A 21,090-nucleotide genomic window follows, 5' to 3' on the forward strand; every position below is an offset into this window, starting at 1 on the left:
GGGGCCGAGGAAGAAAATGTTCGGAAAATTGACACTGGATGCAGTGCCCTACCATGAACCGATTATCATGGTTACGGTGGCTGCCATTATCATCGGTGGTGCGGCCTTACTGGCCTTGATCACTTACTTCGGTAAGTGGAGCTACCTGTGGAACGAGTGGCTGACTTCGGTTGACCACAAAAAACTCGGTATCATGTACTGCATCGTCGGTATCGTCATGTTAATTCGTGGCTTTGCGGATGCGATCATGATGCGTAGCCAGCAGGCACTCGCGTCTGCGGGTGAAGCCGGCTTCCTGCCACCGCACCACTACGACCAGATCTTTACCGCTCACGGCGTTATCATGATCTTCTTCGTGGCGATGCCGCTGGTTATCGGTCTGATGAACGTTGTCGTTCCGCTGCAAATTGGCGCGCGCGACGTTGCGTTCCCGTTCCTGAACAACCTGAGCTTCTGGTTTACGGTTGTCGGCGTTATCCTGGTTAACCTGTCACTGGGCGTGGGCGAATTCGCTCAGACCGGTTGGCTGGCTTACCCACCGCTGTCAGGAATTGAGTACAGTCCGGGCGTTGGCGTTGACTACTGGATTTGGGCGCTTCAGCTCTCCGGTGTCGGTACCACCCTGACCGGTATCAACTTCTTCGTGACCATCCTGAAGATGCGTGCGCCTGGTATGACCATGTTCAAGATGCCGGTATTTACCTGGGCATCTCTGTGCGCCAACGTACTGATTATCGCATCCTTCCCAATTCTGACCGTCACCATCGCGCTGCTGACCCTGGACCGCTACCTGGGCACCCATTTCTTCACGAATGACATGGGTGGCAACATGATGATGTACATCAACCTGATTTGGGCCTGGGGTCACCCGGAAGTGTACATTCTGGTTCTGCCTGTCTTCGGTGTGTTCTCCGAAATCGCAGCAACCTTCTCGCGTAAACGTCTGTTTGGTTACACCTCTCTGGTGTGGGCAACCGTCTGTATTACCGTTCTGTCGTTCATCGTTTGGCTGCACCACTTCTTTACTATGGGTGCGGGCGCGAACGTAAACGCCTTCTTCGGTATTACCACCATGATTATCGCCATCCCTACCGGGGTGAAGATCTTCAACTGGCTGTTCACCATGTACCAGGGCCGTATCGTGTTCCACTCAGCGATGCTGTGGACCATCGGCTTCATCGTCACCTTCTCCGTAGGTGGGATGACCGGCGTACTGCTGGCGGTACCGGGTGCTGACTTCGTACTGCACAACAGTCTGTTCCTGATTGCGCACTTCCATAACGTTATCATCGGTGGCGTGGTCTTCGGCTGCTTCGCTGGCGTAACCTACTGGTGGCCAAAAGCGTTCGGCTTCACGCTGAACGAGAAATGGGGTAAACGCGCGTTCTGGTTCTGGATCATTGGCTTCTTCGTAGCATTTATGCCGCTCTACGTGCTGGGCTTCATGGGTATGACCCGTCGTCTGAGCCAGCAGATCGATCCGCAGTTCCACCCAATGCTGATGGTTGCAGCGGGCGGTGCCGCGCTGATTGCCTGCGGTATTCTGTGCCAGCTGATTCAGTACTACGTGTCCATCCGTGACCGTAACCTGAACCGCGACCTGACCGGTGACCCATGGGGTGGCCGTACGCTGGAGTGGGCGACCTCTTCTCCACCTCCGTTCTATAACTTTGCCGTAGTGCCGCACATTCACGAACGTGATGCATTCTGGGAAATGAAAGAAAAAGGTGAAGCGTACAAGCAACCTGACCATTACGAAGAGATCCATATGCCGAAAAACAGCGCAGCGGGCATCGTGATTGCCGCTTTCGCAACGGTATTTGGTTTCGCAATGATCTGGCACATCTGGTGGATGGCGATTGTTGGCTTCGCTGGCATCGTAATCAGCTGGATTGTGAAGAGCTTTGACGAGGACGTGGACTACTACGTACCAGTCCGTGAAGTTGAAAAGCTGGAAAATCAGCATTTCGACGAGATTTCTAAAGCGGGGCTGAAAAATGGCAACTGATACTCTGGCGCACTCGACTGCCCACGCGCATGAACATGCGCACCACGATACAGGACCGACGAAAGTCTTCGGGTTCTGGATCTACCTGATGAGCGACTGCATTCTGTTCTGCTGTCTGTTCGCAACCTATGCCGTTCTGGTGAACGGCACAGCGGGCGGCCCGACCGGCAAGGACATTTTTGAACTGCCGTTCGTTCTGGTTGAAACCGCACTGCTGTTATTCAGCTCCATCACCTACGGCATGGCGGCTATCGCCATGTACAAAAACAACAAGAGCCAGGTTGTCTCCTGGCTGGCGTTGACCTGGTTGTTTGGTGCTGGATTCATCGGGATGGAAATCTATGAATTCCATCACCTGATTATGGAAGGCTTCGGGCCGGATCGTAGTGGCTTCCTTTCTGCGTTCTTCGCGCTGGTCGGTACCCACGGTCTGCACGTGACCTCCGGTCTGATCTGGATGGCGGTTCTGATGTTCCAGATCTCCCGTCGCGGCCTGACCAGCACTAACCGTACCCGTATCATGTGCCTGAGCCTGTTCTGGCACTTCCTGGACGTGGTGTGGATCTGTGTGTTCTCTGTTGTCTATCTGATGGGGGCGATGTAATGAGTCATTCAAACGATCATGGCGCTTCCCACGGTAGCGTAAAAACCTACATGACAGGTTTTATCCTGTCGATCATCCTGACGGTGATCCCGTTCTGGATGGTGATGAGCGGTTCTGCGTCTAAACCGGTTATTCTGGGTGCAATCCTGGTGACCGCGGTGATTCAGATTCTGGTGCATCTGGTTTGCTTCCTGCACATGAACACCAAGTCCGATGAAGGCTGGAACATGACGGCTTTCATCTTTACCGTGATTATCATCGCTATCCTGGTAGTCGGTTCCATCTGGATTATGTGGAACCTTAACTACAACATGATGGTTCACTAAGAGCGGCGAGTATGTTTAAGCAATACCTGCAAGTAACGAAACCAGGCATCATCTTTGGCAACCTGATCTCCGTGATCGGAGGGTTCCTGCTGGCCTCCAAAGGCAGCATTGATTACACCCTCTTTATCTACACGCTGGTCGGTGTGTCACTGGTTGTTGCGTCCGGTTGTGTATTTAACAACTACATCGACATGGATATCGACAAGAAGATGGAAAGGACCAAAAATCGGGTGCTGGTGAAAGGCCTGATCGCCCCTTCCGTCTCGCTGGTGTACGCCACCTTGCTGGGTATTGCTGGCTTTATGCTGCTGTGGTTTGGTGCTAACCCGCTGGCCTGCTGGCTGGGGGTGATGGGGTTCGTGGTGTATGTGGGCGTCTACAGCCTGTATATGAAGCGTCACTCCGTCTATGGCACGCTGATTGGTTCTCTCTCCGGCGCTGCGCCGCCGGTGATTGGCTACTGCGCCGTCACGAACGAGTTCGACAGCGGTGCGCTGATCCTGCTGGCTATCTTTAGCCTGTGGCAGATGCCGCACTCCTATGCCATCGCGATTTTCCGCTTTAAGGATTATCAGGCAGCGAACATTCCAGTTCTGCCGGTCGTGAAAGGTATTTCCGTTGCCAAGAACCACATCACGCTGTACATCATCGCCTTTGCCGTGGCAACGCTGATGCTCTCGCTGGGAGGTTACGCCGGGTATAAATATCTGGCGGTGGCCGCAGCGGTAAGCGTCTGGTGGCTCGGTATGGCCCTGCGCGGTTACAAAGTGGAAGATGACAAAGTCTGGGCGCGCAAACTGTTTGTGTTCTCGATTGTTGCCATCACCTCGCTGTCCGTGATGATGTCCGTGGACTTTATGGTGCCGGATTCGCATAACCTGCTGACTTACGTCTGGTAAGCCACAACAGGTGAATAAAGGGGTGCTTCGGCACCCTTTTTTATTCACTGAATCTATCAATAACGCATGTAATATTTGTTAAATAACCCTTTATTTACCCCGCCCCTTCCCCGCACTACACTATGGCCTGCTTTTGAATTGAGGTGGCAATGAACGATTATAAAATGACACCGGGCGAGCTGCGTGCGACCTGGGGTTTAGGGACTGTTTTCTCGCTACGGATGCTTGGCATGTTTATGGTCCTGCCTGTTCTGACCACATACGGCATGGCATTGCAGGGCGCCAGCGAAGCGCTGATTGGCCTGGCGATTGGTATTTATGGTCTGGCTCAGGCGGTATTCCAGATCCCGTTTGGTCTGCTCTCTGACCGCGTCGGCCGCAAGCCGCTCATTGTCGGTGGTTTGCTGGTTTTTGTGCTCGGTAGCATCATCGCCGCCCTCTCCCACTCCATCTGGGGAATTATTCTTGGCCGCGCCCTGCAGGGCTCCGGCGCGATTGCCGCCGCCGTGATGGCGCTGCTGTCGGATTTAACCCGTGAACAGAACCGTACCAAAGCGATGGCATTTATCGGCGTGAGCTTTGGCGTCACGTTTGCGATTGCGATGGTGCTCGGCCCCATTATTACCCACACGCTTGGCCTGCACGCCCTGTTCTGGATGATTGCCGTGCTGGCGACCATCGGTATTGCCTTAACGCTGTGGGTGGTACCGGACAGCAAAAACCACGTCCTCAACCGTGAATCCGGGATGGTCAAAGGCTGCTTTAGCAAGGTACTGGTTGAGCCACGCCTGTTGAAGCTTAACTTCGGCATTATGTGTCTACACATTCTGCTGATGTCGACCTTTGTCGCCCTGCCCGGTCAACTGGCTGCCGCAGGTTTCCCGGCGGCAGAACACTGGAAAATCTATCTGGTGACGATGGTGATTTCGTTCGTCTCGGTGGTACCGTTTATTATCTATGCCGAAGTGAAGCGCAAAATGAAGCGCGTTTTCATTGGCTGTGTGGCGGTATTGCTGATTGCCGAGATCGTGCTCTGGGGCGCTGGCCCCCACTTCTGGGAACTGGTTGCCGGTGTGCAGCTCTTCTTCCTGGCGTTTAACCTGATGGAAGCCCTGCTGCCGTCACTAATCAGCAAAGAATCCCCTGCCGGTTATAAAGGCACGGCGATGGGGATTTACTCCACCAGCCAGTTCATCGGCGTGGCCATTGGCGGTGCCCTCGGCGGCTGGGTCGACGGCCTGTTTGATTCCCAAACCGTCTTCCTCGCAGGCGCACTGCTGGCGACGGTCTGGCTGCTGGTTGCCGGTACCATGAAAGAGCCGCGCTACGTCAGTAGCCTGCGGGTAGAAATTCCTGACGACGTTGAGATCAACGATGCGCTGAAACAGCGTCTTGCATCGACAGAGGGCGTGAGTGAAGTGCTTCTCGCGGCAGAAGAGCGCAGCGCGTATGTCAAAATAGACAGTAAGGTGACAAACCGCTTTGAAGTTGAACAGGCGCTGAAAGCCTGAAAAAAAGCCCGGTTAAACCGGGCTTTTTCGTTTTAATCGCGGAAGTTTTTAAACTGGAACGGTTGTCCCAGATCGCCGCCGCGCACCAGCGCCATGACGGACTGCAGATCATCACGGGATTTTCCGGTAACACGAATTTCTTCACCCTGGATCTGCGCCTGAACCTTCAGCTTGCTGTCTTTGATGAGCTTAACGATTTTCTTCTGAACCGCGCTCTCAATGCCCTGCTTCAGTTTGGCTTCAACAAACCAGGTTTTACCGCTGTGCACGAACTCTTCCGGTACATCCAGCGAGGTCCCTTCAATGCCGCGTTTTAACAGCTTGGCACGCAGAATATCGAGCAGCTGGTTGACCTGGAAATCAGATTCGCTCAGCACCTTAATGGTCTTATTGGCATCGTTCAGCTCAAACGAGGCTTCAACGCCACGAAAATCGAAACGTGACTCAACTTCGCGGGTTGCGTTTTCTACGCCGTTGCGAACTTCCTGGATATCAACTTCGGAAACAATATCGAAAGATGGCATCTTTTCTTCTCCCTTCATTTTTGTTGCGTTGCATAATACCCGCTACGAGGCATAACTCAACAGAAGCTTAGCTGACGGCGCTATACTTAGGCCGTAACACCTGGCGCAGTTGCAGGTGAGGAGGAACAATGAAAATTACAGTGCTCGGATGCGGAGCCCTTGGTCAACTCTGGCTGACCGCACTATGCAAGCACGGACACGAAGTTCAGGGCTGGCTGCGCGTACCTCAGCCCTATTGCAGTGTAAACCTGATTGGTGAAGACGGAAGTATCTTTAACGAATCCCTCACCGCGAACGATCCTGATTTCCTGGCGCATAGCGACCTGCTGCTGGTGACGCTCAAAGCGTGGCAAGTTTCAGATGCAGTAAAAGCGCTGGCCGCCCAGCTTCCCCCCACGTCGCCCGTTTTATTACTGCATAACGGCATGGGGACGATTGATGAACTGAAAAGCATTGTGCAGCCGCTGCTGATGGCCACCACCACGCACGCCGCACGCCGTGACGGCAATATCATTGTGCATGTCGCCAGCGGCGTCACGCATATTGGACCTGCCCGGGACCAGGACGGCGACTACAGTTATCTGGCAGACACCCTGCAAACGGTGCTTCCGGACGTGGCCTGGCACAACAACATCCGCCCTCAGCTGTGGCGTAAGCTGGCCGTTAACTGCGTGATCAATCCGCTGACGGCGCTGTGGGACTGCCCGAACGGGGAACTGAAGCACCATCCGCAGGAGGTTGCCACCCTATGTGCCGAGGTCGCCTCGGTGATCGAGCGTGAAGGCTTACACACATCGGCGGATGATTTACGCTATTATGTTGAGCAGGTTATTGATAGTACGGCAGAAAATATCTCATCCATGTTGCAGGATGTTCGGGCGCTACGCCACACGGAAATCGACTACATCACCGGCTATCTGCTAAAACGCGCCCGCGCACACGGTATCATTGTGCCGGAAAACGCCCGCCTGTATGACCTGGTAAAACGTAAGGAGAGTGAATATGAGCGCGTCGGCACTGGTTTGCCTCGCCCCTGGTAGCGAAGAGACAGAAGCGGTCACCACCATCGATATCATGGTGCGTGGCGGCATTCAGGTCACCACCGCCAGCGTCGCCAGCGATGGCAACCTGGCTATTACCTGCTCCCGAGGAGTGAAACTCCTCGCGGATGCGCCACTGGTACAGGTGGCCGACGGGGACTATGACATCATCGTGCTGCCCGGCGGCCTGAAAGGGGCGGAGTATTTTCGCGACAGCACTCTGTTAGTCGAAACCGTCAGACAGTTTCATCTGTCGGGACGTATCGTTGCTGCCATTTGCGCCGCCGCCGGTACCGTGCTGGTTCCGCATAATATCTTTCCCATCGGTAACATGACCGGTTTCCCGGGGCTGAAAGAGACCATCCCGGAAGAGCAGTGGGTGGATAAACGCGTCGTCTGGGATCCGCGCGTCAACCTGCTCACCAGCCAGGGGCCAGGTACCGCGATAGACTTTGGCTTAAAGATTATTGACCTGCTGGTCGGGCGAGAGAAAGCCTACGAAGTCGCCTCCACGCTGGTGATGGCGGCGGGGATTTATAACTACTATGAAGAGTAGTGCAAAGAAAAGCCGGGTGGCGCTAGGTAAAAGCAAAACGGCAACCTCAGGTTGCCGTTTTTAATGTTTGCGCCCTCTCCCCTTGGGAGAGGGTCGGGGTGAGGGCATCAAGCCACACACACACCCGCAAAAAACTACGGGCGATACACCTTCACATTCGCAAAGCCCTGCTCACGCAGGTACAGCGCCTGCAGGCGACTCATCACCCCACGCTCACACCACAGCAGGTATGTTTTGCTCTGGTCGAGGTCACCAAATTTGGTGCTCAGCTTATAGAACGGCAGAGAAACCACTTCCACCCCTTCCACCTGTAGCGGCTTGTCGTCCTGCTCATCAACGGAGCGGATATCCAGAATCGCGTCGTTGGCACCGAACCCGCTCACGGTTTCAACTTCAACCACTTCCTGCTCGGTCTGCTGGGCAATTTCACGGATGTCGATGTTGGAGGCTTCTTCCACCACTTTATCCAGAATGCTGAAATCGAAGTTCTCTTCTTCCGCTTCGATCTTCGCTTTTACCGCTTTAACCGTCGGGCTCTTCGAAATCACGCCGCAGTACTCTGGCATGGTACGGGCAAAATCTTCAGTGCCGATTTCGCGGGCCAGATCGATGATGTGCTCTTTGTCGTGAGAGATCAGCGGACGCAGGATCAGGGTATCAGAAACATTGTCGATGAGACGCAGGTTGGTCAGCGTCTGGCTGGAAACCTGACCCAGCGCTTCACCGGTGACCAGCGCCTGCACACCGTAGCGTTCCGCTACTTTAGAGGCCGCACGCACCATCATACGCTTGAGGACCACGCCCATCTGACCGTCGTCCACTTTCTCCAGGATTTCGCCAACCACTGGCTCGAAGTTGATCGCCACAAAGCGCACGCGGTGCGAGCTGCCAAAGCGATTCCACAGATAGTGTGCCACCTGACGCACGCCGATTTCATGCGCCGCGCCGCCCAGATTAAAGAAGCAGTAATGCACACGGCAGCCGCGACGCATCAGCATGTAGCTGGAGACGCCAGAGTCGAAACCACCGGAAATCAGGGACAGCACATCTTCCTGAGTACCGATTGGGAAGCCGCCGATACCTTCGTAACGCCCTTTCACCAGCAGCAGGCGATCGTTTTCGATCTCCAGGTTCACGGTGACATCCGGGTTGGTCAGACGCACGCGCGCCGTTTCAACATGCTGGTTCAGACCGCCGCCAACGTAACGTTCCACCTCGATAGAGCTGAATTCGTGCTTGCCGCGACGCTTCACGCGCACGCAGAAGGTTTTGCCTTCGATCTGGTCGCGATACTGCACCAGCGCTTTTTCGAAGATGTCATGCAGTGAAGTGAACGGAACATCTTCCACTTCCAGAATATGGTGAATACCCGGAATACGGGTCAGCGCGTCGCGAATGTCCTGACGTTTGTTTTCATCTTTCGCGCGAACTTCAACGTGATCCCAGTGGCGCACCACGGCGAGGGTTTCGTCGTAGTGTTTTAAAACGTTACGAATGTTCCCGGTGAGAATTTTAATAAAGCGCAAACGCACAGATTGGCTTTTGATGGTGATTTCAGGGAACAATTTAATGATAAACTTCATGGCGGCAATGTTTCTTAGGCAAGCGTATTAAGGCTTGTAATGGAAAATAATATTACAGCCCACACCCGTGGCTGCATCCAGGCGCGCAAGTATACCACCATCGCGCCGTTCCTGTGCACATTGCGCGTTATTTGATAATTGCCCCGAGTCCGTTACCATGTCGGGGCTGAGAATATAAGAGTCAATTCACTATGCCGAAGAAGAACGACGCACCGGCCAGTTTTGAAACTGCGCTGAGTGAACTGGAGCAGATCGTCACCCGCCTTGAGAGCGGTGATTTACCGCTGGAAGAGGCGCTCAATGAATTCGAGCGTGGCGTGCAGCTGGCGCGCCAGGGGCAGGTTAAACTGCAGCAGGCCGAGCAGCGTGTGCAGATCCTGCTTTCCGATAGCGAAGATGCTAAGACAACGCCTTTCACACCGGACGCCGAGTAAATGGATTTTGCTAACGAGCTTCAGGCGCGAGTCATACGCGCCAACGACGCCCTGCGCCGTTTTATTGCGCCACAACCTTTTCAGAACACTCCACTGGTTGAGGCCATGCACTATGGCGCACTCTTGGGTGGAAAGCGCCTGCGCCCGTTCCTCGTCTACGCCACAGGCAATATGTTTGGTATCAGCGATACTACGCTGGACGCCCCGGCTGCCGCCGTTGAGTGCATCCATGCCTACTCGCTGATCCACGATGATTTACCGGCGATGGATGATGACGATCTGCGTCGCGGTCAGCCAACCTGCCATATTAAGTTTGGCGAAGCGAATGCCATCCTGGCGGGGGATGCTCTGCAAACGCTGGCATTCTCTATTCTGAGCGATGCGCCGATGGCAGAAGTCAGCGATCGCGACCGTCTGGCAATGGTTTCCGAGCTGGCGATGGCCAGCGGCGTTGCCGGCATGTGCGGCGGGCAAGCGCTGGATCTGGAGGCAGAAGGACGTCAGGTTAATCTGGAACAGCTGGAGCGTATTCACCGGCATAAAACGGGCGCACTCATCCGTGCCGCCGTACGCCTGGGCGCACTGAGCGCGGGTGAACAGGGGCGCAAAGCCCTGCCGATTCTGGACAGATACGCAGAAAGTATCGGTCTGGCGTTCCAGGTTCAGGATGACATTCTGGATGTGGTGGGCGATACTGCAACATTGGGTAAACGTCAGGGTGCGGATCAGCAGCTTGGCAAAAGTACCTACCCCGCCCTGCTGGGTCTTGAGCAAGCCCAGCGTAAAGCCCGGGATCTGATAGAGGAAGCCCGCCAGTCGCTGAATGAACTGGCCGCGCAGTCTCTCGATACCTCGGCACTGGAAGCGCTAGCGGACTATATAATCCAGCGTGATAAATAAACACACTATCTCGATGAGCCTTTGATGAGTTTTGATATTGCCAAATACCCGACACTGGCGTTAGTTGACTCCACCCAGGAGTTGCGTCTGTTGCCGAAAGAGAACCTGCCGAAGCTGTGCGACGAGCTGCGTCGCTATCTGCTCGACAGCGTAAGCCGCTCCAGCGGACATTTCGCCTCCGGGCTTGGCACGGTCGAGCTGACCGTTGCGCTGCACTACGTCTACAACACCCCGTTCGATCAGCTCATCTGGGACGTGGGCCATCAGGCCTATCCACATAAAATTCTGACGGGTCGTCGCGATCAAATTGGCACGATCCGCCAGAAAGGCGGCCTGCATCCGTTCCCGTGGCGCGGTGAGAGTGAGTACGATGTTTTAAGCGTCGGCCACTCCTCCACCTCCATCTCTGCGGGTATCGGTATTGCCGTGGCCGCCGAAAAAGAGAACAAGCAGCGCCGCACCGTCTGCGTGATCGGCGACGGCGCCATCACCGCCGGGATGGCCTTTGAGGCCATGAACCACGCGGGCGATATCAAGCCGGACATGCTGGTTATCCTGAACGATAACGAAATGTCGATTTCCGAGAACGTCGGCGCGCTGAACAACCATCTGGCACAGCTGCTCTCCGGCAAGCTTTACTCCACGCTGCGCGAAGGCGGCAAGAAAGTCTTCTCTGGCGTACCGCCAATCAAAGAGCTGCTCAAGCGCACCGAAGAACACATCAAAGGCATGGTCGTGCCGGGCACACTCTTTGAAGAGCTGGGCTTTAACTATATTGGCCCGGTTGATGGGCACGACGTGCTGGGGCTGGTCACCACGCTCAAGAACATGCGCGACCTGAAAGGCCCGCAGTTCCTGCATATCATGACGAAAAAAGGCCGTGGTTACGAACCGGCGGAAAAAGATCCGATCACTTTCCACGCGGTACCTAAATTCGATCCGACCAGCGGTTGTCTGCCAAAAAGCAGCGGCGGTATGCCGAGCTACTCCAAAATCTTCGGCGACTGGTTATGTGAAACCGCGGCGAAAGACAACAAGCTGATGGCCATCACCCCGGCCATGCGTGAAGGTTCCGGCATGGTCGAGTTCTCCAAAAAATACCCTGACCAGTATTTTGACGTGGCGATTGCCGAGCAGCACGCAGTCACCTTCGCGGCGGGTCTGGCGATTGGTGGATACAAACCGGTGGTGGCGATCTACTCCACCTTCCTGCAACGCGCCTACGATCAGGTGATCCATGACGTTGCCATCCAGAAGCTGCCGGTGCTGTTTGCTATCGACCGCGCAGGCATCGTGGGTGCTGACGGCCAGACGCACCAGGGTGCATTCGATCTTTCGTTCCTGCGCTGCATCCCGGACATGGTTATCATGACGCCAAGTGACGAAAACGAATGTCGTCAGATGCTGTATACCGGCTATCACTACCAGGATGGTCCAAGCGCGGTTCGCTATCCACGCGGTAACGCGGTAGGCGTTGAGCTGCAGCCGCTGGAAAAACTGGCGATAGGTAAAGGTCTGGTGAAACGTCGCGGTGAGAAAGTGGCAATTCTGAACTTTGGTACCCTGATGCCAGAGGCCGCTAAGGTCGCTGAAGCGCTGAATGCCACTCTGGTGGATATGCGCTTCGTGAAACCGCTCGATGAATCCCTGATCCTGGAAATGGCAGAAACCCATGAGGTGCTGGTGACGCTGGAAGAAAACGCCATCATGGGCGGCGCAGGTAGCGGCGTGAACGAGGTGCTGATGGCGAACCGTAAAGCCGTTCCGGTACTGAACCTTGGTCTGCCGGATCACTTCATTCCGCAAGGTACTCAGGACGAAGCCCGCGCGGCAATTGGCCTGGACGCCGCAGGTATTGAAGCCAAAATTCGTAGCTGGCTTGCCTGATCCTTCCCCTTTTCCGCTCCTGCTATGCTTAAACGTATTGTTTAAAAAAGCAGGAGTGGAACCATGCAATACACGACATTAGGAAAAACGGATCTTAACGTTTCCCGACTTTGCCTGGGCTGTATGACCTTTGGCGAGCCTGACCGGGGTAATCACGCCTGGACGCTGCCGGAAGAGAGCAGCCGCCCTATCATCAAACGCGCCATTGAAGGTGGCATTAACTTCTTTGACACCGCCAACAGCTACTCCGACGGCAGCAGTGAAGAGATCGTCGGCCGTGCCCTGCGCGATTTTGCGCGTCGTGATGAAATCATCGTCGCCACCAAGGTCTATTACCCGGTGGGCGATCTGGCTGAGGGGCTCTCTCGCGCCCAGATCCTGCGTTCCATTGATGACAGCCTTCGACGCCTGAACATGGACTATGTCGACCTGCTGCAAATTCACCGCTGGGATTACAACACGCCCATTGAAGAGACGCTTGAAGCGCTCAACGATGTGGTGAAAGCCGGTAAAGCGCGCTACATCGGCGCATCGTCTATGCACGCGTCGCAGTTCGCCCAGGCGCTGGCTCTGCAGGCGCAACATGGCTGGGCGCGCTTCGTCACCATGCAGGATCACTACAACCTGATCTATCGCGAAGAAGAACGCGAGATGCTACCGCTCTGCTATCAGGAAGGCGTGGCAGTGATCCCGTGGAGCCCGCTGGCACGTGGTCGCCTGACCCGTCCGTGGGGGGAAACCACGGCCCGCCTGGTATCGGATGAAGTAGGAAAAAATCTTTATTCCAGTACAGAAGCCAGCGATGCGTTAATTGCCGAACGGTTAGCCGGGATCGCCGACGATACCGGAGCAACCCGCGCCCAGGTCGCGCTGGCATGGCTGCTGGGTAAACGCGGCGTCGCGGCACCGATTATTGGCACTTCGCGGGAAGAGCAGCTTGATGAACTGCTGAATGCGGTGGATATCACGCTGACGCCGGAGCAAGTTGCCGAGCTGGAGACACCGTATCAGCAGCATCCGGTGGTAGGGTTTAAGTAATCCCTCTCCCTAACCCTCAAATACGTAAGCCGGGTAAGGCGAAGCCGCCACCCGGCAGTACAGATCGCACAACATCACCCGAAGTGATCGTACCCTTTCCAGTCCAGCGTAACGGGCGCACCATCTTTCACAAACTTCAGCCCTTCACTCTCCGGCATGATCTGGCCGATACAGGTAAATTTCGCGCCGAGATGCGCTAACGCCACGTCCAGCGTCCCACGGTTGAGCTCAGGCACGGTAAAGCACAGCTCATAATCTTCTCCACCGGAGAGCGCCCAGCGCAGCGCCAGTTCAGGCTCGACGTGTCGAAGCAGCTGCTCTGATAGCGGGAACAGATCCAGGTCAACGCGCGCGCCGACACCGCTGGCCTTCAGAATATGACCGAGGTCTGAGATTAACCCGTCCGAGAGATCGATAGCTGAGCTTGCCCGTTCGCGTAGCGCCTGGCCGTGAAGAATACGCGGCGTTGGCCGCAGATGGCGTTTGACCAGATACGCCGCGTCGTCAGTGTCATTCACGGTTAAGCGATCCTGGAGGATCGCCAGTCCCGCTGCGCTGTCGCCCGGCGTACCGGTGACGTAGATCCAGTCGCCAGGTTTCGCCCCGGAGCGTTTCAGCGCGCGCCCAGCCGGCACATAACCGTGGATCGCGAGCGTCATCGATAGCGGCCCCGCCGTGGTATCGCCGCCAATCAACTGCATGTCGTAGTAGTTAAGCTGCTCAAACAGAGCGTCACTGAAGGCTTCAAGCCAGGGTTCATCGACCTCTGGCAGCGTCAGGGCCAGCGTTAACCACGCCGGATCGGCCCCCATCGCAGCCAGATCGCTCACGTTGACCGCCAGCGCTTTATACGCCAGATCGGCAGGATCGATATCAGGTAAGAAATGGCGCCCGCACACTAAGGTGTCGGTGCTGATTGCCAGCGTCTGTTTTTCGGGAATATTGAGAAGTGCACAGTCATCGCCAATGCCGGTTTCAACATCAAGACGAGAGGTTCTGACACGGTCGAAATAACGGGCAATCAGGGAGAATTCGCCGCATGCCATACGTTATGCCTCAGCAAATAAAAGAAAAAACCGGAGCCGCACTGCCCGTCAGGCAATGCAGAGCTCCGGTTTGCGGATCACTTTTTGTGGGGACGGATCGCAGGTGCTGCTTTATCAAGAACGCCGTTTACAAACTTGTGGCTGTCTTCAGCGCCGAAGGTTTTCGCCAGTTCGATCGCTTCGTTGATGGCCACTTTGTACGGCACATCATCACGTTTAGACAGCTCAAACAGCGCAATGCGCAGCACTGCTTTTTCTACCTGACCCAGCTCTTCGAGCAGACGGGAGAGGTAGGGTTTCATCAGACCATCGAGATACGCGCTATTAGTCGCCACTCCCGACAGCAGTTCACGGAAGTACAGAACGTCAACATCTTTCACGTCCTGTTCTGACAGGAACTGGTATTCAACATCAGCGATGTCGTTCTGGGACAACTGCCAGGAGTAAAGTGCCTGAACGGCACATTCACGGGCGCGGCGACGAGCAGCAGGTTTCACGGAATTCCCCTTACAAAAAAATCAGGCCTTGATGGCTTTCAATACATTGATCATTTCAAGCGCGGTCAGTGCAGCTTCTGCACCTTTGTTACCGGCTTTAGTGCCAGCACGTTCGATGGCTTGTTCAATACTTTCGGTGGTCAGCACGCCGAACGCGACAGGAATTTCAGCGTCCTGTGCAACGTGCGCCAGACCATTGCTTGCACCGCCCGCAACGTATTCGAAGTGCGCAGTGCCGCCACGAATAACGGTACCCAGCGCAATCACCGCGTCGTATTTACCGGTTTTCGCCAGCGCACCCGCTGCCAGTGGCAGTTCGTAAGCACCTGGAACCCACACAACGGTAATGTTGTCATCTTTAACCTGGCCGATACGTTTCAGGGCGTCAACCGCACCTTCCAGCAGGCTATCGTTGATGAAGTTGTTGAAACGCGCAATGGTGATGGCGACGCGAGCGTCCGGGGTAGCTACAGCAGCTTCAATAATGTTCATACTCTTCCTTTACGGGTTCATTTGGCCCCGCAGGGGGGCGGATTTTATCATAATACTTTGCGCACTGCTTCCCTATTTCAGGAGCAATTACGCTGTCGTTAAATGGAGGCAAACATCCGGACCCACCGGACGAATCTCGCTAAATTTGAGTTGTGGTGCATCGGCCAGTTTTTCAAGGCCGGGCAGCACAAACAGGCCACGCGCGTCGCTACCCAGCAGTTTAGGCGCAACGTACACAATCAGTTCATCGACCAGACCTGCCTGGAGCAGTGCGCCTGCCAGCGTCGGGCCGGCTTCCACCCAGATGCTGTTCACCTGCTGCTTACCCAGCAGCATCATCAGCACCACAAGATCCAGATGACCGTTGTGCTCCGGCACCATAATGCTGCGCACGCTTTCCGGCCAGTCGCGTGAATCTTCTTTTGTGCGGGCAATCCAGGTTTCACCGGGCTGCTGCACAATGCGGTGTTCAGGCGTGACGCGGTTCTGGCTATCAATGACAATACGCAGCGGCTGACGCAGGTTTTCCTGCGGATACAGCGCCTGGGTATCGGCATTCAGTTCGTTCCAGCGCACGGTCATGGCCGGATCGTCCGCGAGAACCGTTTCACTGCTGGTGAGGATAGCATGGCTTTGCGCACGCAGACGTTGCACATCGCGCCTTGCCTGCGGCGAGGTGATCCACTGACTTTCGCCGTTCGCCATCGCCGTACGGCCATCCAGTGAGGCGCCCAGCTTGAGCTGAATATACGGGAACCCGGTACGCATACGCTTCAGGAAGCCTTTGTTAATCGCTTCCGCGTCCTGCATCATCAGGCCGTGGCTAACATCGATCCCTTCCTGCTGCAGACGGTACAGACCACGTCCGGCCACCTGGGGATTAGGATCCTGCATCGCAGCGACAACGCGTGACACTCCCGCCGCGATCAGCGCTTCACAGCATGGCGGTGTGCGCCCGTGATGGCTGCACGGCTCAAGCGTCACGTAGGCCGTAGCCCCACGCGCTTTTTCACCCGCCATACGCAGGGCATGCACCTCAGCATGGGGCTCGCCCGCGCGGTAGTGGAAACCTTCGCCCACGATCTCGCCATCTTTAACAATGACGCACCCGACGTTGGGGTTGGGATGGGTGGTAAATCGACCGCGCTGCGCCAGCTTCATGGCGCGCGCCATGTACATCTCATCCTGCATGGACTCAATCCTGTAAGCGGGCGATCTCTTCGCCAAACTCTTTGATATCTTCGAAACTGCGGTAGACAGAGGCGAAGCGGATATAGGCAACCTTATCGAGCTTTTTCAACTGCTCCATCACCAGATTGCCGATCATCTTGCTGGGCACTTCACGTTCACCCAGACCACGAAGGTAAGATTTAATGTGGTTTAACGCCATTTCGACGTCATCCGCGCTGACGGGGCGTTTCTCCAGCGCCTTAAGCATTCCGCTGCGCAGCTTCTCTTCGTTAAACGGCTCGCGCACGTCGTTACTTTTTACCACGCGCGGCATGACCAGCTCTGCCACCTCAAAGGTCGTGAAACGCTCGTTACATACCAGACACTGCCGACGGCGGCGTACGGAAGACCCTTCGCCCACAAGACGAGAATCGATGACTTTGGTATCCACAGCGGAGCAGAATGGGCAATGCATACGGTATCCCTGTTATCTGGTTAACTGACTTTCATTTTACCCTGAACTGGCCTGACAACAAAGGAAGAGCTTTTTGAGACAAAGGATCTATGTCTGTCGGGATGATGCTGGCTACCATTACGGTGATCCGTTATTTCAAGGAATTAAACGCAATGACAAGACGTTACCTGAAAATTCTGCTGGTGGGGAGCCTCTTCACCCTTAGTGCCTGTGCACAGCAAACCGAAGTCCGCCAGATGAAACAGAGCGTGAATACGCTCAATACGGCAATGGACAAACTGAACAAAGAGACCGTGAAGATCACCCAGCAAAACGCGCTGAATGCAAAATCCACCAGCGGAGTGTATTTGCTGCCGGGGGCCAACACCCCTGCCCGTCTCAACAGCCAGGTTGGCACGTTAAAAATGTCGCTGGTGAATGTGGCGGCAAATGCGGATGGTACTCGCGCAACATTACGCATTCAGGGTGAGTCCAACGATCCGCTGCCAGCCTTTAGCGGCACCGTCGAGTGGGGCCAGATCCAGGGCACCACCGAGAATTACCAGGAGGTGAACGTGAAGAATCAGCTCTTCACCGCCCCGGCCAGTGTTTTAGCGCCGAGTGATGTGGATATTCCGCTGCAGTTAAGCGGCCTTACGCCCGATCAGTTAGGCTTTATCCGCATTCACGACATCCAACCCGCCGCACAGTAATACCCCCTCCTTTTGAGCGGAGTGAAATGTCACTCCGCTAACATTTACATTTCGTATGGATTGGCAACATAAATGATTGCCGCTACAATCCCGGCCGTTTAAAGTACGCAAACGTGAACGCAATCGATTACGCGCGTGAGAGATATGTGAAACAACACATATTTTTGTGAGCAAGGATTCCTATAATAGGCTCCGCAGAAACACGAAATATTTAGAAACGCAATTCGCGCATTTTTCACTCCCGGAAGGGAATTTCAATCAGTGGCATGATTATGAAAAAAACATTACTCGCAGCCGGCGCCGTGCTGGCATTGTCCTCCTCTTTCACTGTTAACGCAGCGGAAAACGATAAACCACAATACCTCTCCGACTGGTGGCACCAGAGCGTTAACGTGGTCGGCAGCTACCACACCCGTTTCGGACCTCAGATCCGTAACGATACCTACCTGGAGTACGAAGCGTTCGCCAAGAAAGACTGGTTTGATTTCTACGGCTATATGGATGCACCGGTCTTCTTCGGTGGTAACACCGACGCAAAAGGTATCTGGAACCACGGTTCCCCACTGTTCATGGAGATCGAACCGCGCTTCTCTATTGATAAACTGACTGGTACCAGCCTGGCGTTTGGTCCGTTCAAAGAGTGGTATTTCGCGAACAACTATATCTACGACATGGGCCGTAACAAGTCCGGTCGCCAGAGCACCTGGTATATGGGTCTGGGTACCGACATCGACACGGGCCTGCCAATGAGCCTGTCTCTGAACGTGTACGCTAAATACCAGTGGCAGAACTACGGCGCTGAAAACGAGAACGAATGGGATGGCTACCGTTTCAAAGTGAAATACTTTGTGCCAATCACCCAACTGTGGGGCGGCAACCTGAGCTATATCGGCTTCACCAACTTTGACTGGGGTTCAGATCTGGGTGATAAGAGCGGTTACGCTGAGAACGGTATTAAGCAGCGTACCAACGATTCCATCGCTTCCAGCCACATTCTGGCGCTGAACTACGATCACTGGCATTACTCTGTTGTTGCGCGTTACTGGCACAACGGCGGCCAGTGGAACGACGACGCTAAACTGGTATGGATGAACGAACACGTCCGTTCTACCGGTTGGGGTGGTTACCTGGTAGTGGGTTACAACTTCTAATCGTGTGATTGTTGCCGGGTGGCGCTGACGCTTACCCGGCCTACAAAACCTGTGCGGGCTGCCTCTCCCCGTGGCTTGTTACTGCTTCACCTTGCGCAAAAAATCCGCCAGGGATCGGTCTGCACTCTCACTAAAGCGTCTTTCCGTAAGGACAATTTTGAGGCATCTGTCGAGACGGAAACAGCGATAGTCATCGCGCAGTTCACACCATGACGCCAGTAGCCAGCGTTCTCCCCAGAAAAACAGCCCCAGCGGCTGAACCTCACGCGTTGAAAATTGCCCCGCTTCGTCACGATAATGCAGCACAAGCACGCGCTGGGCCGATATCGCCTGGTGAATGACATCAAAATCACTGCGGGAGTGGCTTTTCATGCCAAAATCCGGGGCGTAGATCCGCGTCTGCTCTGCCTTTCGGCGGCTCTCTTCGGGCAGGATCGCGAGCACTTTCTCCTGTGCCGACTCCAGTTCGCGCGACAGCGACTCCCCGCCCCAGGTGGTAAGCAGGCGAATAGCCACAATCAGCGCCTCAGACTCCTTGTTTGTCAGCATCAGCGGCGGCAGGTCAAACCCCGACATCAGCCGGTAACCGCTCCCCGCTTCGCCCTCCACCGGCACGCCGGAAAGCGACAGGTCGCGGATATCGCGGTACACCGTGCGCTCAGAAACGCCCAGCCGGTCCGCAAGATGCGCTGCCGTTGTCAGACGTCGGCCCCGCAGGATCTGTACTATCTGAAACAAACGGTCAGCGCGTCGGGTCATTTTTGCATACGCTCTCAGGCAGGTTGATGAAGGCCGACGCGATTACCTTCGCTGTCGGTAAATAAAGCAATAGTACCAATACCGCGCGGTAACTCCAGCGGGCCAAACACGCACTCGCCGCCCGCAGAGGCAATGCGATCGAGCGTTGCTGTCAGATTGTCAGTATGCAGGTAGATAATGGCCCCCTGCACCGAGGGAATAATCCCCTCAAATTTTGCCAGCGCGCCGCCGGTGGCCGGATCCTCATGCGGGAATACCGCCAGCTCGGCGCTGTCCATTTTCTCGCGCCTCAGTGAAACCTGCATCACCGGCTCATAAAATTTGATGGCGCGATCCATATCCGCGACCGGGATCTCAAACCAGTTAATCACACTTTTCATACATCCTCCTGCCTCTTGTTTGGGTTCAACAGGAGTCTACGACGGGCTCCTGACAGCATACTGTCAGGAGTGTTTGTCAGGAGCAGATAAAAAAAATCCCGGTCAACAGACCGGGATTTCGATAACGCGATAAACGTCTTACGGCAGAATAGACGGCTGATCCGCCCCTTCTTTCTCGACTTTCTGCTGGAGCAGGTGCTCGCGCTTCATGCCAAGTTTCAGTGCCAGAGCGGACGCCACGTAGATTGACGACGCAGTACCGATAGACACACCGATCAGCATGGTCAGCGAGAAGCCTTCCAGCACCGGACCACCGAAGAGATACAGCATCAGGATCACCATCAAGGTGGTACCGGATGTGATCAAGGTACGGTGCAGCGTCTGGGTCAACGACACGTTAAAGATTTCGTACGGCGTACCGCGACGGATCTTACGGAAGTTTTCACGAATACGGTCAGATACCACGATACTGTCGTTCAGGGAGTAACCGATAACGGACATCAGGGATGCCACAATTGTCAGGTCAATCTCAATATGGAACAGAGACAGTACGCCCATGGTGATCACCACGTCGTGCGCCAGTGCGATAACCACACCCGCCGCCAGTCGCCACTCAAAGCGGAAACCGACGTACACCAGGATGGAGATCAGCGCCACCAGCAGTGCCATCGCACCGGTTTGCGCCAGGTCCGCACCCACGCTCGGGCCGACGAACTCAATACGCTTAACCGTGGCGTTCTGGCTGGTTGTTTCGTTAATCACGCTAACAACCTTGCTGCCCAGCTCCTGGCTGCCGTTGGCATCGTGTACCGGCGGCATACGCACCATGATGTCGCGGCTGCTGCCGAAGTTCTGCAGCAGCGGCTCTTCAAAGCCCGCTTTCTGCAGTGACTGACGCATCTGGTCCATATCGACCGGTTTTTCCAGGGTGATTTCAATCACCGTACCACCGGTGAAATCCAGACCCCAGTTAAAGCCTTTTACGCCCATAACGACGATGGACAGAATCAGCAGTAAACCTGAAATGCCGAAGGCCCAGTAGTCCCAGCGCATAAAGTCCCAGACTTTACGGCCGTGGTTCAATTGTTCAACAGTATATTCCTGTGCCACAACGCACT

The 21,090-nt window shown here is 55.2% G+C and carries 23 protein-coding genes; 13 read left to right on the plus strand and 10 right to left on the minus strand.

Annotation, left to right across the window (positions count from 1 at the left end):
* Positions 1-16 precede the first annotated feature (16 nt).
* From cyoB to AX755_RS09015, 5 genes are all read left to right on the plus strand, one after another.
* Positions 17-2,008, plus strand: a complete 1,992-nt coding sequence (gene cyoB / locus AX755_RS08995; protein ID WP_013095850.1) for a cytochrome o ubiquinol oxidase subunit I — start codon at positions 17-19, stop codon at positions 2,006-2,008.
* Positions 1,998-2,612, plus strand: a complete 615-nt coding sequence (locus AX755_RS09000) for a cytochrome o ubiquinol oxidase subunit III (RefSeq protein WP_003859057.1) — start codon at positions 1,998-2,000, stop codon at positions 2,610-2,612. Before cyoB ends, AX755_RS09000 begins: the two co-directional genes overlap by 11 nt.
* Entirely contained in the window at positions 2,612-2,938 is a 327-nt protein-coding gene (locus tag AX755_RS09005; protein WP_006176899.1) for a cytochrome o ubiquinol oxidase subunit IV, read from the plus strand. Before AX755_RS09000 ends, AX755_RS09005 begins: the two co-directional genes overlap by 1 nt.
* Positions 2,939-2,949: 11 nt before the next feature.
* Entirely contained in the window at positions 2,950-3,837 is an 888-nt protein-coding gene (gene cyoE / locus AX755_RS09010; RefSeq protein ID WP_013095848.1) for a heme o synthase, read from the plus strand.
* A gap of 149 nt (positions 3,838-3,986) precedes the next feature.
* The gene (locus tag AX755_RS09015) at positions 3,987-5,348 is read left to right on the plus strand and encodes an MFS transporter (RefSeq protein ID WP_013095847.1); all 1,362 of its coding nucleotides are present in this window, start codon (positions 3,987-3,989) and stop codon (positions 5,346-5,348) included.
* A gap of 32 nt (positions 5,349-5,380) precedes the next feature.
* On the opposite strand, the gene AX755_RS09020 is transcribed toward AX755_RS09015, so the two are convergent.
* Positions 5,381-5,872, minus strand: a complete 492-nt coding sequence (locus AX755_RS09020; RefSeq protein ID WP_008503327.1) for a YajQ family cyclic di-GMP-binding protein — start codon at positions 5,870-5,872, stop codon at positions 5,381-5,383.
* Positions 5,873-6,000: 128 nt separating this feature from the next.
* On the opposite strand from AX755_RS09020, the gene panE reads away from it, so the two are divergent.
* Both panE and yajL read left to right on the plus strand, forming a co-directional pair.
* Complete coding sequence (panE, locus tag AX755_RS09025) at positions 6,001-6,912, plus strand: 2-dehydropantoate 2-reductase (protein WP_038418797.1); 912 nt, start codon at positions 6,001-6,003, stop codon at positions 6,910-6,912.
* Positions 6,875-7,468, plus strand: coding sequence for a protein deglycase YajL (gene yajL, locus AX755_RS09030; protein WP_023622463.1), 594 nt, complete (start codon positions 6,875-6,877; stop codon positions 7,466-7,468). The genes panE and yajL overlap by 38 nt, the downstream gene beginning before the upstream one ends.
* A 134-nt stretch (positions 7,469-7,602) precedes the next feature.
* Here yajL and thiI read toward each other — a convergent pair whose 3' ends face one another.
* Positions 7,603-9,051: a tRNA uracil 4-sulfurtransferase ThiI gene (thiI, locus tag AX755_RS09035; protein ID WP_020686381.1), complete on the minus strand. Its 1,449-nt coding sequence runs from the start codon at positions 9,049-9,051 to the stop codon at positions 7,603-7,605.
* 191 nt (positions 9,052-9,242) lie between these two features.
* On the opposite strand from thiI, the gene xseB reads away from it, so the two are divergent.
* The 4 genes from xseB (at position 9,243) to AX755_RS09055 (ending at position 13,310) form a co-directional block, all read left to right on the plus strand.
* Entirely contained in the window at positions 9,243-9,485 is a 243-nt protein-coding gene (xseB, locus tag AX755_RS09040; RefSeq protein ID WP_008503331.1) for an exodeoxyribonuclease VII small subunit, read from the plus strand.
* Positions 9,486-10,385 (plus strand): (2E,6E)-farnesyl diphosphate synthase, encoded by a 900-nt coding sequence (gene ispA / locus AX755_RS09045; RefSeq protein ID WP_014830869.1) that lies wholly within the window; start codon positions 9,486-9,488, stop codon positions 10,383-10,385.
* A gap of 24 nt (positions 10,386-10,409) precedes the next feature.
* Positions 10,410-12,272 carry a 1-deoxy-D-xylulose-5-phosphate synthase gene (gene dxs, locus AX755_RS09050; RefSeq protein WP_023622252.1) on the plus strand — a complete coding sequence of 621 codons (1,863 nt, stop codon included), beginning with the start codon at positions 10,410-10,412 and terminating at the stop codon, positions 12,270-12,272.
* 63 nt (positions 12,273-12,335) lie between these two features.
* The gene (locus AX755_RS09055; protein ID WP_062856627.1) at positions 12,336-13,310 is read left to right on the plus strand and encodes an aldo/keto reductase; all 975 of its coding nucleotides are present in this window, start codon (positions 12,336-12,338) and stop codon (positions 13,308-13,310) included.
* Positions 13,311-13,384: 74 nt separating this feature from the next.
* Here the strand turns inward: AX755_RS09055 and thiL are convergent, their stop codons facing one another.
* The 5 genes from thiL to nrdR all read right to left on the minus strand — a co-directional run bounded on the left by thiL (position 13,385) and on the right by nrdR (position 16,990).
* Positions 13,385-14,356, minus strand: coding sequence for a thiamine-phosphate kinase (gene thiL, locus AX755_RS09060; protein WP_062856628.1), 972 nt, complete (start codon positions 14,354-14,356; stop codon positions 13,385-13,387).
* A gap of 77 nt (positions 14,357-14,433) precedes the next feature.
* On the minus strand, positions 14,434-14,853 hold the full coding sequence (gene nusB, locus AX755_RS09065; protein ID WP_006809908.1) for a transcription antitermination factor NusB: 420 nt from the start codon (positions 14,851-14,853) through the stop codon (positions 14,434-14,436).
* A gap of 21 nt (positions 14,854-14,874) precedes the next feature.
* Positions 14,875-15,345, minus strand: a complete 471-nt coding sequence (gene ribH, locus AX755_RS09070; protein WP_003859098.1) for a 6,7-dimethyl-8-ribityllumazine synthase — start codon at positions 15,343-15,345, stop codon at positions 14,875-14,877.
* Between the two features lie 87 nt (positions 15,346-15,432).
* The gene (gene ribD, locus AX755_RS09075) at positions 15,433-16,536 is read right to left on the minus strand and encodes a bifunctional diaminohydroxyphosphoribosylaminopyrimidine deaminase/5-amino-6-(5-phosphoribosylamino)uracil reductase RibD (RefSeq protein ID WP_028028139.1); all 1,104 of its coding nucleotides are present in this window, start codon (positions 16,534-16,536) and stop codon (positions 15,433-15,435) included.
* 4 nt (positions 16,537-16,540) lie between these two features.
* Positions 16,541-16,990, minus strand: coding sequence for a transcriptional regulator NrdR (nrdR, locus tag AX755_RS09080; protein ID WP_008503337.1), 450 nt, complete (start codon positions 16,988-16,990; stop codon positions 16,541-16,543).
* 152 nt (positions 16,991-17,142) lie between these two features.
* Here nrdR and AX755_RS09085 point away from each other — a divergent pair, with 152 nt between their 5' ends.
* A complete protein-coding gene (locus AX755_RS09085; RefSeq protein WP_014830864.1) occupies positions 17,143-17,682 on the plus strand; it encodes a DUF3251 domain-containing protein in 540 nt (179 codons plus the stop codon).
* Between the two features lie 272 nt (positions 17,683-17,954).
* Positions 17,955-18,833, plus strand: a complete 879-nt coding sequence (locus tag AX755_RS09090) for a nucleoside-specific channel-forming protein Tsx (RefSeq protein ID WP_058681199.1) — start codon at positions 17,955-17,957, stop codon at positions 18,831-18,833.
* Between the two features lie 78 nt (positions 18,834-18,911).
* On the opposite strand, the gene AX755_RS09095 is transcribed toward AX755_RS09090, so the two are convergent.
* From AX755_RS09095 to secF, 3 genes are all read right to left on the minus strand, one after another.
* The gene (locus AX755_RS09095; protein ID WP_020686374.1) at positions 18,912-19,592 is read right to left on the minus strand and encodes a helix-turn-helix transcriptional regulator; all 681 of its coding nucleotides are present in this window, start codon (positions 19,590-19,592) and stop codon (positions 18,912-18,914) included.
* A 14-nt stretch (positions 19,593-19,606) separates the two neighbouring features.
* Positions 19,607-19,972 (minus strand): VOC family protein, encoded by a 366-nt coding sequence (locus tag AX755_RS09100; RefSeq protein ID WP_020686373.1) that lies wholly within the window; start codon positions 19,970-19,972, stop codon positions 19,607-19,609.
* A 138-nt stretch (positions 19,973-20,110) separates the two neighbouring features.
* The gene (gene secF / locus AX755_RS09105; protein ID WP_013095834.1) at positions 20,111-21,082 is read right to left on the minus strand and encodes a protein translocase subunit SecF; all 972 of its coding nucleotides are present in this window, start codon (positions 21,080-21,082) and stop codon (positions 20,111-20,113) included.
* Positions 21,083-21,090: the final 8 nt, after the last annotated feature.

The sequence above is a fragment of the Enterobacter sp. SENG-6 genome (assembly GCF_001605945.1).
GTDB classification, from domain to species: domain Bacteria; phylum Pseudomonadota; class Gammaproteobacteria; order Enterobacterales; family Enterobacteriaceae; genus Enterobacter; species Enterobacter cloacae.